The 13,541-nt window shown below is 39.2% G+C and carries 13 protein-coding genes; 7 read left to right on the top strand and 6 right to left on the bottom strand.

The features are described 5' to 3' along the window. Positions 1-38 precede the first annotated feature (38 nt). The 3 genes from BARVI_RS13345 to BARVI_RS03770 all read right to left on the bottom strand — a co-directional run bounded on the left by BARVI_RS13345 (position 39) and on the right by BARVI_RS03770 (position 1,276). Positions 39-377 carry a hypothetical protein gene (locus BARVI_RS13345; protein WP_157232521.1) on the bottom strand — a complete coding sequence of 113 codons (339 nt, stop codon included), beginning with the start codon at positions 375-377 and terminating at the stop codon, positions 39-41. 64 nt (positions 378-441) lie between these two features. Next, a complete protein-coding gene (locus BARVI_RS13340) occupies positions 442-594 on the bottom strand; it encodes a hypothetical protein (protein WP_157232520.1) in 153 nt (50 codons plus the stop codon). A gap of 76 nt (positions 595-670) precedes the next feature. After that, positions 671-1,276, bottom strand: coding sequence for a YdeI/OmpD-associated family protein (locus BARVI_RS03770; protein WP_232214006.1), 606 nt, complete (start codon positions 1,274-1,276; stop codon positions 671-673). Between the two features lie 577 nt (positions 1,277-1,853). On the opposite strand from BARVI_RS03770, the gene BARVI_RS03765 reads away from it, so the two are divergent. The 5 genes from BARVI_RS03765 to BARVI_RS03745 are packed head-to-tail and all read left to right on the top strand — an operon-like array spanning position 1,854 to position 8,322. Then, entirely contained in the window at positions 1,854-2,921 is a 1,068-nt protein-coding gene (locus BARVI_RS03765; RefSeq protein WP_025277942.1) for a Fic family protein, read from the top strand. A 59-nt stretch (positions 2,922-2,980) separates the two neighbouring features. Beyond that, positions 2,981-3,430: a RusA family crossover junction endodeoxyribonuclease gene (locus tag BARVI_RS03760; RefSeq protein ID WP_025277941.1), complete on the top strand. Its 450-nt coding sequence runs from the start codon at positions 2,981-2,983 to the stop codon at positions 3,428-3,430. Beyond that, complete coding sequence (locus BARVI_RS03755; RefSeq protein WP_025277940.1) at positions 3,427-4,059, top strand: pPIWI-associating nuclease domain-containing protein; 633 nt, start codon at positions 3,427-3,429, stop codon at positions 4,057-4,059. Before BARVI_RS03760 ends, BARVI_RS03755 begins: the two co-directional genes overlap by 4 nt. A gap of 25 nt (positions 4,060-4,084) precedes the next feature. After that, positions 4,085-6,160, top strand: coding sequence for an ATP-dependent nuclease (locus BARVI_RS03750; RefSeq protein WP_025277939.1), 2,076 nt, complete (start codon positions 4,085-4,087; stop codon positions 6,158-6,160). Between the two features lie 17 nt (positions 6,161-6,177). After that, positions 6,178-8,322 carry a UvrD-helicase domain-containing protein gene (locus BARVI_RS03745; protein ID WP_025277938.1) on the top strand — a complete coding sequence of 715 codons (2,145 nt, stop codon included), beginning with the start codon at positions 6,178-6,180 and terminating at the stop codon, positions 8,320-8,322. A 74-nt stretch (positions 8,323-8,396) separates the two neighbouring features. Here the strand turns inward: BARVI_RS03745 and BARVI_RS13120 are convergent, their stop codons facing one another. From BARVI_RS13120 to BARVI_RS03735, 3 genes are all read right to left on the bottom strand, one after another. Beyond that, the gene (locus tag BARVI_RS13120) at positions 8,397-9,272 is read right to left on the bottom strand and encodes a hypothetical protein (protein ID WP_084546976.1); all 876 of its coding nucleotides are present in this window, start codon (positions 9,270-9,272) and stop codon (positions 8,397-8,399) included. A gap of 128 nt (positions 9,273-9,400) precedes the next feature. Next, complete coding sequence (locus BARVI_RS03740; protein WP_025277937.1) at positions 9,401-10,675, bottom strand: type II toxin-antitoxin system HipA family toxin; 1,275 nt, start codon at positions 10,673-10,675, stop codon at positions 9,401-9,403. Further along, on the bottom strand, positions 10,669-11,019 hold the full coding sequence (locus BARVI_RS03735; RefSeq protein WP_025277936.1) for a helix-turn-helix domain-containing protein: 351 nt from the start codon (positions 11,017-11,019) through the stop codon (positions 10,669-10,671). Before BARVI_RS03735 ends, BARVI_RS03740 begins: the two co-directional genes overlap by 7 nt. A gap of 482 nt (positions 11,020-11,501) precedes the next feature. Here BARVI_RS03735 and BARVI_RS03730 point away from each other — a divergent pair, with 482 nt between their 5' ends. Further along, a complete protein-coding gene (locus BARVI_RS03730; protein ID WP_025277935.1) occupies positions 11,502-12,812 on the top strand; it encodes an AAA family ATPase in 1,311 nt (436 codons plus the stop codon). Positions 12,813-13,226: 414 nt separating this feature from the next. Continuing rightward, on the top strand, positions 13,227-13,496 hold the full coding sequence (locus BARVI_RS03725; protein ID WP_232214004.1) for a DNA cytosine methyltransferase: 270 nt from the start codon (positions 13,227-13,229) through the stop codon (positions 13,494-13,496). The last annotated feature ends 45 nt before the right edge of the window (positions 13,497-13,541 follow it).

The following is a 13,541-nucleotide window of genomic DNA, read 5'->3' as shown; positions in this document are numbered from 1 at the left end:
TTGACTATCAATAGTTTACGGCTTAAAAGATAGGAACCTCAAAAATTTACTTGTTTTTTCGCAAAAAATCGAAGATTTAACGTTTTTTTCATCGACTTCCTCCGAACAGAGGGAAAAAAGGCAAAAACAGCCTTTTGGGGTCCAGACAGACTCCGTCTGCAAAGATAGGTCATGTCGGGGTTTATTTCGCCAAAACGGGCTACAAAATCGAGGATGGATTCACGGATATTTTCGGATTCCAAGTGATGTATTTGGAGCTTGATTTGAGTGGCCGTAGGGGATGGCCCTTCATATCCGGATTGCTTATAAGATTTGCAGCCAAAAGAAAAATGGCTGAAACCATTTTCATGGCGCAGCCATCTCTTTTCTTCCCTCATTTTGACTTTACTTTAATGAACGTATATATGAATACGGGGATAAAGTAAAGCCACCAATACAAGTCTACTTTTTCAGGTCGGTACAAATGAAGGTACTGAATAACGGAAGATTCCATATCCCGGCAAGTGCCGATACCCCCAATTCTATCTCACCAACATGACCCAAGAAGATGGCATCAGTTATATTTATGAGCTGTTCGATAAGTATGCTCATCATGACAGGAAAGTTGATGAGCCAGATGTTTCTGTATGTAGTGCAATAGTAGTAAAAAATAGAGATGTATTAATATCGTTCAGTATTTTAGTAATCTTCCATTATCATTCCATTCCCCATAGAGTAATCCTTTCCGCGTATTCTCTATGAATTTGACCAACCGACTCTCGTAAAGGTCTGGATTATTCCGTTTTATTTGAATCGTATCAATTCTGATCCTCTTATATAAATAGGGAAATTGACAGAAATTGTTCCACACTACCGGATCGGACTGCAGTCTTTGCAGTATATCCTTATCAATGTTGAAACCATCAGGCGACATATCCGGCAGAACAGCTCTTCCAGCATCGGTCATCAGTCCCATGCGTTCCATTCTGCGGCATCTTTCCTTGTTCAGTTCCGACCAGTTGCTTCGTGGTTTCCTGGGACAAAGTTTCTGGGCGGTCACTCCGTATGCTATTTTCTTTGTAGTACTGTCTATCCAGCCGAAGCATAGGGCTTCTTCTACGGCATCAATATACCAGAAAGTGGTGTCATCTGTTGGCCTTCCACGCTTGACGATTACCCAGCATTCTTTTTCCGTTCTATGATTCTTTATCAGCCATTCGCGCAGCTCAACTCTTGATTTGACATCCAGTAGGTTATGTATTTCCATCACTTTTGAATCTTTATTCCTGTTTTTCATGCGCAAATTATCCATTGAACCAGAACGTGGCTTCTTTTCCTACAGGGACTTCAAGAATTTACCTATTCTTTCATTATCACCCTCCTAATAGCAAGATGCAAAAACAACTCTTTTGAGCCCCGATATATCCCATCTACAAAGATAGGGCAGATGGGGTTTATTTCGCCAAAAAGGGCTGTAAAATTGAGGCTGGATTCACGGATATTTTCGGGGTTGTTATCCGTCATCTTGGGTAAGCAGGAGTTGAGTTCTAGGCATCATTGCGTAAAAATAAGCACTCCACTGCGTAAAATGTATAGGTGCCAGGTAAAGTGCTGGTTATTAATAGTTGTAAGTTGTCGTATTGAAGGTGCAGTTTCTTCAAAAACAGTGACGATATGCTGCAAGGATGTAAAGATTATTTATTTCGATTAAATAATGCGTGTTATCATCAAAGATCCTATAACATGAAGGAGATTGTTAATGTTGAATATATTAGTAATAGCATTCTCTAAAAGAATTCAAAAAGGTTGTATGTGTATAACCATTTTACGGAATTTTGCTATCTTTGTATTATTATTGATGAATATCAAACCGTATGAAGTATCTTAATATAAAAAAGGCTTTGGCGGCATGGCAGAATTTGCAGCCACTGTCGGAGAAGGATCGAGAAAGGCTTAGCCGGCGTTTTACAGTAGATTTCAATTACAATAGTAACCACATTGAGGGTAACACGTTAACTTACGGGCAGACGGAAATTCTTCTACTTTTCGGAAAGGTGATTGGAGAAGCTGACGTTCGTGACGTACAAGAAATGACTGCAAGTAACGTAGGTCTGCGAATGATGACGGAAGAGGCTGCGGAGAAGGGAGTGCCATTGACACAGAATTTTATCCGAACATTACATAAAACCATATTACGAGAGGACTATACTGTTTATCGTAATTTGCCTGGTGGTATGCAAACGAGTTATGTGATTCATGCCGGCCAGTATAAGACACGGCCTAACAGCGTTGTTACTCGGTATGGAGACAGATTCGAATATGCCTCACCCGAGGAGACTCCAGGATTAATGGGAGACTTGGTGGATTGGTATAATACCGCAGAGAAAGAGGGGAAGTTGTCTCCGGTAGAGTTAGCCGCACTGTTTCATTATCGCTATATACGCATTCATCCTTTCGAGGACGGCAATGGTCGTATTGCCCGACTAATGGTGAACTACATTCTGACTCGCCATGATTATCCGATGATTGTTGTCCGAAGCCGCAGAAAGAGTGAATATTTGGAAGCCTTGCATCAGACAGATCTCGAAGTAGGTCCTATTCCTAGTGATGGTGCACATGCCGGGATCAAGGATATCCGTCCTTTTTTGAAATATTTCAATGACTTGGTGGCTACGGAGGTGTATAATGATGTTCTGTTTGTGAGCGAGAAGAATGAGAATGTGTGGTGGTATGATGGGGAGCGGATTACATTCCGAACGCCCAATTATACAAAGATCTTGAACGCTATGCGAACACAACCGACATTGACTCTTGCGGATATGAAAGAAGAAACTGGTATTAGTGTGACTGCTATACAAAAATTGTTGGATCAATTGATTTCAAAAAAGTATGTGGAGCGAGGCGAGAAGGAAGGGAGCTGGAGAGTATTTGTAACACAATGATAAATCCTATAACGGATGAAAAACAAACTTGATTTTATAAATTTTCAGAATTTTGTAAAATGGAATTAGTAATTCGTGGTTTAGTTCCGCTATCATATAATTCTCGGGATAAAGAGAAGAAATCTGAATATCGAGAACAGATACGTTCAGCATTTCAACGAAAATATAAGGGCCGGGTACCAACATTTCCTGCGAATGAAGAATTATACGCCAGAGTATATTTTTTCACAAGTAGTGGAGTAAACGTAGATTGTGATAATATCAGTAAACCAATTTGGGATGCAGTGAATGCATTAGTGTATGTGGATGACCGTAAGATAGTGATGCGAACTGCAGCTGTTATAGATGTAAACATTCATCCATTTAGCATCATAGATACCTCTTCTATTGAGAGTGAAGTGGCGGCTGATTTGATGCAAGGATTAATAGAAACAGAAGTTAAGTGCTTGTATATAGAATGCAATAAGTTTAAAGAATCAATGATAAAAATAGGAGGGGGAAACGTATGAAACCATTGAAAGATTATTTAATCAAGAATTTTGAGAAGTCAACACTTGAACAGATTGCAGATGATTATCGAGAAAAGGGATACACCATAAAACGAGGTGAAAGGGTGGGGCCGTACAAAGTAGATCTTTCAGCCACGAAAGGCGATGAAGCTATATATATTGAACTAAAGACTCATAGTGAAAATCCCGAGGCAACGCGAAGGATAAAAGCTATGGTGGACTATTTTAAAAAATATGAGCCAAATGCAAAATTTATAGTAGCTATTTCACGTATTCCAGAATTAAAGGAAATAAAATTTGATGAGATTGAGACCGTATTGAGTGATTTTTTTACAATGAATGTACCCTCAGATCTTGATATTCTTTCCTCTCATACAAGAATAGATGAAGTGCATGAAGTTAACATAAATGCAATAAGTATTCAGCAAGGAAATTTTTATATCACTTGTAATGGAATGGTAGATGTGTCACTTCAGTATGGCTCTGATTCTGAACAAGAAATTGGAGATAAGCCAATGCGGATATCGTTTCCTTTCAAATTTAAAGGGACAATTAGATATGATGGTAAAGATTATAGTGTAAAAGATTATAATGAACTGAAGATTGATACTGATGCGTATTATATGTGAAATACACCAACTAAATTAGCTCACGATGTACCTTTCGATACTTAAACTTTGGAATTTTAGAAAATATTGTGCTATGGCTGATGGAAAGCCTGGATTAGAAATCCATTTTCAAAAAGGAGTGAATGTCCTGATAGGAGAGAATGATTCAGGTAAAACAGCTATTGTGGATGCCATTCGTTATGTGCTGAGAACTCAAAGCGGAGAATTTATTCAATTTGATGATAAAGATTTTTATCAAGACCCTGCTGGGAACAGAAAGGATGAATTCAAAATAGAGTGCGTATTTGACGGAATAAATGAGCAAGACGCTGGCTTATTCTGGGAATGGTTGTCGTGGAGCGAAGACAAGACAAAATATTTACTAAAAGTATGGCTATACGTTAAGCGAAAAGATAACGTAATAATGCCGACTTTCTCCGCAGGGATCGAAGGTCAAACTGATAGAATGGATTCTGAAGCAAGAGAACTTCTAAAAGTAGTATATTTTAAGCCACTTAGGGATGCGCTCACAGACATGACTCACGGGTACAAGTCAAGGCTGGCACAGATACTGAGTGCACATGAACTTTTCAAAACGGAGAAAGACGTTCAAGGGAATATTACAAAACATAAACTTGAAACAGATTATGAAAAACTGAAAAAGGAAATTGAGAACTATTTCAAGATTGGAGGTAGTGGAGAAAGTATAACAAGCGAAATCAACAGTTTCCTAAAAGATCATTTTCTGTTGAAAGGTGACCCGCGGAAAGCTGAGGTTAAACTGACAGGAGGGGAACTGACAGAAATATTGAGACTACTCGATTTGATTATGGAAGGTAATAAATCGGGGCTTGGGACTCTCAACTTACTATGCATAGCGGCTGAAATGCTGCTCTTTAACAACCAGAAGAAAGGATTGAAATTAGCTCTTGTGGAAGAATTGGAGGCTCACCTTCATCCTCAATATCAATTGAGACTGATTGAATATATTTCTTCCCAAAAGAAAAATGAGCAATTTATCCTTTCAACCCATAGCATTACATTGGCATCGAAGATAAAGTTGGCGAATATGATTGTGCTGAAAGGTAATGATGCATTTCCCATGTCATCAGAATATACAAAAATGAAGCCAGCCGACTACAAATTTTTAGAAAGATTCCTCGATGCAACAAAAGCCAACTTATTCTTTGCCAGAGGGCTAATCATGGTGGAGGGTGATGCAGAAAATCTGCTAATACCTGCTATAGCCCAATTGATTGGGAAGAATCTTTATCAGTATGGCGTATCCGTTGTGAACGTGGGAAGTACAGCATATAAAAGATATGTCAATATATTCAAACGCAAAGATGGAAAATCATTTGGAATGCCTATAGCTGTTATTTCTGATCTGGATGTCAGAGCTTTTGAATATTACGATGACAATAGTAAAGATCGAAAAACTCCGAAATATTGGTTGAGAGATGATCTAAGGCCTGAGTTAGAGAAAATTTCAACCGAAGTAGATTATGATGCTATGTCAACTGTCTTCGAGAGTAAATCTGCCTTTGAGGAAGAAGTTAGGAAGCATAAGAACGCGAATTTTAAACCTATTGGTGAAACAATAGACCGCATGAAGGATATACTAACAGAAGATAAGAGAGTGGCCTTAAATGAAGATATATTAGCTCGGATTCGAGAGGAAAAGAGAACGCGATTAGAAAATGCCATCAATGCAGATAAAATCAAAATATTCCTACCACAAGCATGGACGCTGGAATACGAGATTGCAGGAAGTGGCTTGTATAAGTTATTGGCTACAGCGATAAAAGCAGCCCAACAGGAAAAGGACCATCCAGAGCTGGAAATAACAGATAAAATTTTGAATCAATTATGGAATGATGTAACGAATGAGTTTCCAGACGAAGGCATTCCAACTAAAGAAGTGGCATATAAGATATTTGAACCTTTGAATGATGGAACCGTAAGTAAAGCCATCACTGCGCAGTATTTAGCAGGAATACTGGCAGGAGAGCTAGCTCCTGTTAGTGATGGAACTGTAAATCGAGATAAAGTGAAGTCTATCGTTGAGAATGACGACAAACTGAAGTATCTTGTGGAGGCCATCAAATATGTTACGGAATAAATCTAAAAAGAAAGATTATGCCATTTGCTACTGATGAAGAAATAAAAATAGCCCACGATATTCTGTTGAAAGATAAGAAACCTTTTGATTCTGACAAGGTAAATATTATCAAAGAAGATAGCAGTTGCTATGTTCAGGCTTGTCCTGGAAGTGGTAAGACAACGACATTGCTGGCAAAATTGATTATTCTTGCCAATAAAATGCCTCTGCCTGAAGGGAAAGGCATATGCGTACTGACACATACAAATGTAGCTATCGATGAGATAAAAGCAAAACTTGGCACAAAAGCAGATGTGCTTTTCCGGTATCCTAATTTTTTTGGAACCATACAAACTTTTTTACACAAATATGTTACAGCCGCAGCCCTTCATTATTTTTATGGTAGTCAAATAACATATGTGGATGATGAAATGAGTAATGCTGTATTCTTGAAAAAGTATTATAAATTACCCATCCGTGAAAGTAAACTTAGAGGACTGATATTTAAACGAAGCACTTTAAAAGAACATACTATTAATGCTGCCGAGATAGAAGCATTGGGTGGCGTGGATATGCTAACGGCTGCAAATGTTATTAAGAAGAAAAAGAGGGTTGACAAATATATTTTTCAATTAAAAGGTTATAATTGGAGCCAAATTCCTAGAGAATACAGATCTTCGATTCAAACAAAGGGAAATAGCATCCAAAATAGTCTAATTCTTTCGTTTAGAGTTGATTGGAATAGCAATAAAATTATAACTGATTCTGACTCGATAAGAGTAGATTCTCCATCCGGGGCTGAATATATGAAGATAAAAGAGGAAATGTTTAGAGAAGGTATTTTATCCTTCCAGGATGCTTATGACCTGGCATTTCGGTATATTTGGGAGAAGGAACTCGATTTCAGCCGTTTCTCTGACAAGAGGTTTAAATATTTGTTTATAGATGAAGTTCAGGACTGTGACGGACTGCAAGTAGATTTAATCCAAAAGATATTTGACGAGAATAAAGTGGTCATTCAGCGTTTTGGAGATTACTGCCAAGCTATCTATGAGAGAGACGAATGTAGCGGACCGGAAAATGACAAATTGAAAGATAAGCAAGTCTTACATATGCACGACAGCATCCGGTTCGGAGAAAAAATCGCCAAACCGTTGAGATCGTTATGCATGGTACCGAATGATAAACTTGTAGGCAATGATGAGATTCCATCTGTAACCCCTATCATCATTACTTATGAGGATCCCTTATCTGTTCTTCCCAAATATGTGGAACTGCTCAATACTACATTGATTCCAGAAATGAATAATCGTTCAATCTCGGATATTGCAAATCAAGAGAAACGAGAAGATCCACTACACAGAATAAATGTTAAGGCTTGTGGATGGGTCGGAAAGAAAGGGGCCAGTGCTCAAAAAAGATATATAGAGTCATACTTTCCTCAGTTTGAAAAGAAGAATGCAGGACCTAAAGTGGAAGGAGTTTCTTTCAATGAATTCATACTCAAAAATCTCCATGGAACCATTAAGGAACATGCCACATCTATCATTCAAGGTATATTAAAATATCTGGATTTATGTGAAATAAGAAATGGTAATCGACGTTACACCAAGACCTCCTTTTTAGAATTCCTGACCGCAACGAATATTGAGCAAAAAGAGAACTTTCTAAAAGAAGTCATGAATTGGGCCTTACTCATAGCCAAGAGCAATAGCGACGATGATATAAACAAAATAAGAAACACTATACATCAATATATTATAGAAACAATATTGCCCTTATATAGGAAAGAAGAGACTCCAGATGCACTCAGTTTCTTTAATGCAATAAACGAAAATCTCCCCAAGGGCCAAGCAACGGAACATAGGAATGTTTACCATGGTGATAGTGGTACAATAGACATTGAGGTATCCACAGTCCATGCTGTCAAAGGAGAGACTCATGCTGCGACACTCTATCTGGAAACATTTTACAATAGACATCATGAATCAGACCGCTTAGCAGAACAATTTAAAGGCGTTGCTTATACAGGAACAGATGCGGATACACTCAAAAACTTAAGAGTCGCATATGTAGGTATGAGCCGGCCTCGATATATGTTATGTGTTGCTATCCAGCAAGATCGATTTGACAAAATTGATTGTGATGAATTGAGGAAGATTTGGAAAGTAGAAAAAGCATGATGTTTTTAATTTGGTAATATTTGTGGCAGAATTATTTCAAACAGTTGTATTAACGAGTGGTAAGACAGTGTATTTTATTCTTGTTCTTGGGAATTTCGTACAATAAGAAGTGTGGATATCCCATAATTTTCTTTATCCTGATTTAGGACTTGATTTAAATCTTGATTTGAATCTTGATTACAAATTTCAGTAAAGAAATCCATTATCTCAGAACCTCTTGGGGTATTGTTAAATCCAGCATGACGTCTGTTGAAGTAGGAGTTTGCCGAGATTTGTAACAGATCCCATATCATTTGCGACCAATGATCCATATGCAGTCTTTTAGATACAAAAGGTCGTCCCGTTTGGAATTCGAGTAAATTAATTATTTGCAATGCGAGGGACTTGGATGCAGTTAAGTGCTCATCCGCATAGGCACACCAAAAGGTATGATGTCCGCAGGGAGTATTATAAAATTTATTTTCGTCTATTAATAAATATTGGGCACCTGTTGTTATTGTTTTGGGGTTTATACTTCTTTCTTGTCCATTAAGATATCCAGCTCTGCAATATTGAAATCGGGGCCATCGTGTGTATAATATCAGTTGATGAGTATCTCCTGCAGATATTGTTGTATTGTAAATATTACCCGTCTTTTTTGCCTGTAATAACAATGCGTTGTATAATTCCCCTTTAGGGCTATTTTCTTTGTATACGATTAGGAGATCTCCAATTTCTGGACTTTTATAGTGTTGTAATGCAGGGTTGCAAAATTTTGCACACGGTTTTTGGTGGATGAAACAACCACCGACATTATATTGACGCCCTAATATGTTCGAAAGTTTAGATGGTAACCGTGTCACTAATGCGGCTATATAATCCGGTTCTTGTTTTGAAGATAATCCTGTTATGCATGTTTCGATTGCATAGTGGATGTCACAATATAATTGATGCTTTTTAATCCAATTCATGGCTGGTGTTTTTAGGTATGAAGAATAAGAAGGTTATCTATCTGTGAATTGGCCCCTAGAGGCTGATATATATACAAAAAGCATGAGGATAAAAAGGACATTACTGTAGTTAGGATTTCTTGTATCGATTAGAAGAAAACCATATTTGGCAGGATCTCTTCAATCATCTTTTGCGGTACTTCGCACTCCCGGGCGATCTCCGGCCATCCGGATGCCGCCTGGCAAACCTCGTCGATAATCCGTGCGGCATTCTTGATGTTGTTCTTGGCCGCGCATTCGAGCAGGTCGTCTTTGGTGATGCTGCTGAATTTGCCGTTTATCGACATCTGGTGGGCCGAGGTCCACTGGCCGTCGGGATTGTAGGCGTAGCCCATGTCGTAGGCCGGAGAAAGGCGCCATTTCCCGTTTTTGTCCATCAGGAAAGAGATGTTCTTCGTGTGGTCGTCCTGGTTGCGCACAACGACATTGAACACCATTCTGCGGAACATCTCCTGAGCCTCCTTGTAGGTGAGCCGCAGACCGCGCATCACGGCGAACGCCTGTTCGTAGGAGTAGGCCCTGAGGAGTCGGTAGTCGAAGTGTGCGATGCCGCAGAGCGTCTGCATGTGCACCTTTGCCCCGTTTATCCGGTCGAACCGCTTTGTTAGGAAATGGGCTCTCCCGTTCTCTTCGATCAGCGAGCATTCCGCCATGTCGATGCCGCATTCCTTCACAAGATGTGAGAAGGAGTATTCCAGACGCCCGAAGTTCTCCGTCTCCCTGAATCCGGCCGTGGCGGATACGCCGTCCAGCTTGATGATGTAGTAGTCGAACCCATCGGGAGCCTCGACCTGTCCCGAACGGATCTCTCCGGTGGCTTTGTTGTAGGCAATGATTGCCTTGGCACGTTGCCCGCCGGCTGAGATGCCGAGGCGCAGAATCTCCGCAATGGCAGCCTTCTTGTCGGAACTGATGTTCACGTTGAAACTTAATTTGTCGGCAAGGGCTTCTCTGGCTACATCCACCAGCGAATCGACCTCTATCCGGATATCCGTATCGACTGCGTCGATGGCCGGCTCGAATTCAAGGGCTCCCATGCAGCGTTTGCCTAAAAAACAAAGCGTCTCGATCGCATTGCCGCTGGTCCGGCCCGTCAGGGCCAGCCATTTCTCAAAGAGGGCACGGCCGTATGTATCCGGCAGGGAGTCCGCCAGCATCCCGGGCAGGCCTTTGAAGGTCGTTTTGTCGAGCTCCCCGAAACTGTACACACGTCCTTCCCTTACGGGCATCATCAGCGGCGAAGGCTCTATGCCTTGTCGCACAAAGTCCGGATCGTACTCGAACTGTGCGATTTCATATCTTTGATCCCAACGTACCGAGCCTATGGGCTGGCCGTATAGATTGACACGAGCTACATCTACCATTCCGATTCCTCCTTATTCTCTTTTGTGTAACTTTTGGATGCCCGCTTGCGCTTGGGCTTGTTTGCTTTGCTGGCCAACTCGTAGTATTCATTCGGACTCAACTGCTCCTCCTCGACGAGCGGGACGAAGATGTCGAGCTTGCCCAGGGTGCGCAGGACGCGGATCAGCGACTCGAAGTTCTTTACCTCCCCGTCCTCCATGCGCTTTATGGTGGAGATGGAAACACCGCTCTTGTCTGCCAGCTCGGCCTGCGACATGTTCTGCTTCAGACGTACTGTTTTTATTTTGGCTGCAATCCTGTTGCAAAGCTCGGTATCTGTCAGTATGTATATATTGCCCAACATCTCAAATGTGATACGTGTTGTGGCAAATATAAGAATAAAAGTCCATAAATGAAACTTTGTTAGGGATGATTTAGGTGGTAGTCAACTTATATGTCGTGAAATTTGTTGTTTGGTGTATTTTGCTCGGAAATATCTTTTGCCGCCAAAAGAAAAATGGCTGAGACCATTTTTATGGCGCAGCCATCTCTCCTCTTCCCTTATTTTGACTTTACTTATTGAATATATAGGAATACAATGATAAAAGAAGCTTTTTTTCTAATTGTTATAAGGAATTATTGTGGCATTGATTAAAGGCTAATTGCAAGTGGATAAGCTTGAGCCAAGAAATAGGTTACATTTCACTGTTTGAGAGATAAGTCAAGAGGTTGTTGAAGTTTGCAGCTTTCTTTGCGAGTTTTTTTCACGCTAAACTTAGTTTTTATTGTTGGAATATTTGTTGTTTTGACGACACTGGTGTATTTTTGTACTCAAAAGGAGTTTATATGATTGAAACATTCACCGTAAAAAACTATAGAAGCTATAGAGATAAAGCTGAATTGTCATTTGTAGCTTCGAAAAAAGAAGGAAGTAAGACCAACGATTTACCACCTATTTGGTATAAAGAAATAAATGGGAAGCGTATATTACGTCTGCTTTTGTGTGTGGGTTTGAATGGAACGGGTAAATCCAAGATGTTTTCTGCATTGAATTATTTGCGAATGATTGCAACCGCCAAACCGCAAAAGCCCTCTGATAAACCTGAATACAGACCATTTCTATTAGATAAATCTTCATCAACTCAACCTACGGAACTTTCGTTGATATATTATATTGATGGTACTTGTTTTAATTATGATATAAAAGTATCGTCTGAGTGTATTGAAGAGGAAGAGCTCAAATTGGTACAATCACGAAGCTCGCGTATATTTTACCGATATCACAATAAAGAATTAGATAAAGTTGTAATAAATTATGGTAGCGCATGTGATTTATCTAAATCTGATCAACATGATTTAGAAGTTAATACCCTTGCTAATGCGAGTGTGCTTTCGACATTTGGAGCATTGAACTTGGAAAGTCAAATTCTATCTAAGAATTTTGATTATTTTGAGAATCATATAAGTATGATTCATAGGTCGGATAAAAGTTTGGCAGATAAGCTGCAAACGGGTGATCCTGAAAAAGATAGAGTCTTAAAAAATTTGCTTTTGCGACTGCTGAATGATGTTGGAACCAATATTTGTGATTATGTTATAGAAGAAGCGAGTTTAAATATTTCAGAACTTATAGCAAATGGAGCTCCGGATATTGTGATTAAAGCTATGATGGAACAATATCCCTCAGGAGTAATTACCCATAAAAATTTACGGTTTATCCATTCTACAAAAGATGGGGAAAGTGGATTGGATTTTGATCTGGAATCTTTGGGAACAAAGAATATTATCAGATTATTGGTGGTTTTGTATGATGTGGTCGTCGGAGAGAAATCCACTTGTATTGATGAAATAGAGTATGGTATACATACTAAAGCACTTGCATTTATTCTGAAAATGTATTTAACCATAGCAGAGAATTGTCAGCTTATAGTTGCAACTCATGATCTTTCGTTACTTAATGCTGATTTCTTAAGGCGAGATGCTGTAAGACTCTTTGAAAAAGATGAGCATGGTTCAACCTACGTCCGACGTAGAGACTATTTGCATAAAACAATAAGTTTTTATAAAACCTACGAAAAAGAAGTTTCCCCACAACTTGATGAACTAATGCGTAAAATAGAGATATTTATTAAGTATAAAGACGATATTATGGAATGATTTGTAAGAAGAGCCTAAATATAAGTTTTACTTGCCCCGTAAATGGGGCAATTTTTATTTTATAGTTGCGTCAATCAAATAGGAACAAATATTTAAGCGATTATGTATTAATGAGATCGTTCGTTTGGAGTGAATAAATAAAAAGATGATATTCTGTAGGGCGCTAATGGATCTTCCTAATATTCAAGAACTTCGAAGTGCTATCCCACATGGCATTACCATAATAAAAAATAAAGTATAGCTGGTTGAAATAGGCCATAGTTTTGAAATTAAATATAATTGACGACCTATTTGGGTATTGCAATTCGTAGTGTTTAAGAAAGGCCGTGGTAAAAATCTGCGATAACGAAGCCAATAATTCAAAATATATATCCAGATCATCAACTAAATATGTTAACTTTGTAACAATATATTATGGCCAAATTAATGAAAAAAACAAAATCATATACATTCATAGACTTGTTTGCCGGGGCAGGAGGACTTTCTGAAGGCTTCATCAGAGCCGGGTATACGCCAATTGCGCATATCGAGATGAACAAGGACGCCTGTAACACGCTGAAAACACGATCGGCATTTCATTATCTTCAGAAAAATGGAATGCTTTCGATCTATGAAGATTACCTCAAGCACAAGGAAGAAGGGACTGACGGGCGAAAACTCTGGGACCAGGTCCCTAAAGCATAATCGATACTACAAAAATTGAACTAGTGTTCCTATTTACTGGCCTCA

This window comes from Barnesiella viscericola DSM 18177 (genome assembly GCF_000512915.1).
In the GTDB taxonomy this organism is placed as follows: domain Bacteria; phylum Bacteroidota; class Bacteroidia; order Bacteroidales; family Barnesiellaceae; genus Barnesiella; species Barnesiella viscericola.
Note: the sequence above shows the minus strand (reverse complement) of the source record. Positions and strands in the feature narration are given on the sequence as shown.

Excerpts from the sequence above, each read along its gene's own strand:
- BARVI_RS13345 (WP_157232521.1), bottom strand. The coding sequence starts at position 377 with ATGAGGGAAGAAAAGAGATGGCTGCGCCATGAAAATGGTTTCAGCCAT.
- BARVI_RS13340 (WP_157232520.1), bottom strand. The coding sequence starts at position 594 with ATGATGAGCATACTTATCGAACAGCTCATAAATATAACTGATGCCATC.
- BARVI_RS03770 (WP_232214006.1), bottom strand. The coding sequence starts at position 1,276 with ATGAAAAACAGGAATAAAGATTCAAAAGTGATGGAAATACATAACCTA.
- BARVI_RS03765 (WP_025277942.1), top strand. The coding sequence starts at position 1,854 with ATGAAGTATCTTAATATAAAAAAGGCTTTGGCGGCATGGCAGAATTTG.
- BARVI_RS03760 (WP_025277941.1), top strand. The coding sequence starts at position 2,981 with ATGGAATTAGTAATTCGTGGTTTAGTTCCGCTATCATATAATTCTCGG.
- BARVI_RS03755 (WP_025277940.1), top strand. The coding sequence starts at position 3,427 with ATGAAACCATTGAAAGATTATTTAATCAAGAATTTTGAGAAGTCAACA.
- BARVI_RS03750 (WP_025277939.1), top strand. The coding sequence starts at position 4,085 with ATGTACCTTTCGATACTTAAACTTTGGAATTTTAGAAAATATTGTGCT.
- BARVI_RS03745 (WP_025277938.1), top strand. The coding sequence starts at position 6,178 with ATGCCATTTGCTACTGATGAAGAAATAAAAATAGCCCACGATATTCTG.
- BARVI_RS13120 (WP_084546976.1), bottom strand. The coding sequence starts at position 9,272 with ATGAATTGGATTAAAAAGCATCAATTATATTGTGACATCCACTATGCA.
- BARVI_RS03740 (WP_025277937.1), bottom strand. The coding sequence starts at position 10,675 with ATGGTAGATGTAGCTCGTGTCAATCTATACGGCCAGCCCATAGGCTCG.
- BARVI_RS03735 (WP_025277936.1), bottom strand. The coding sequence starts at position 11,019 with ATGTTGGGCAATATATACATACTGACAGATACCGAGCTTTGCAACAGG.
- BARVI_RS03730 (WP_025277935.1), top strand. The coding sequence starts at position 11,502 with ATGATTGAAACATTCACCGTAAAAAACTATAGAAGCTATAGAGATAAA.
- BARVI_RS03725 (WP_232214004.1), top strand. The coding sequence starts at position 13,227 with ATGGCCAAATTAATGAAAAAAACAAAATCATATACATTCATAGACTTG.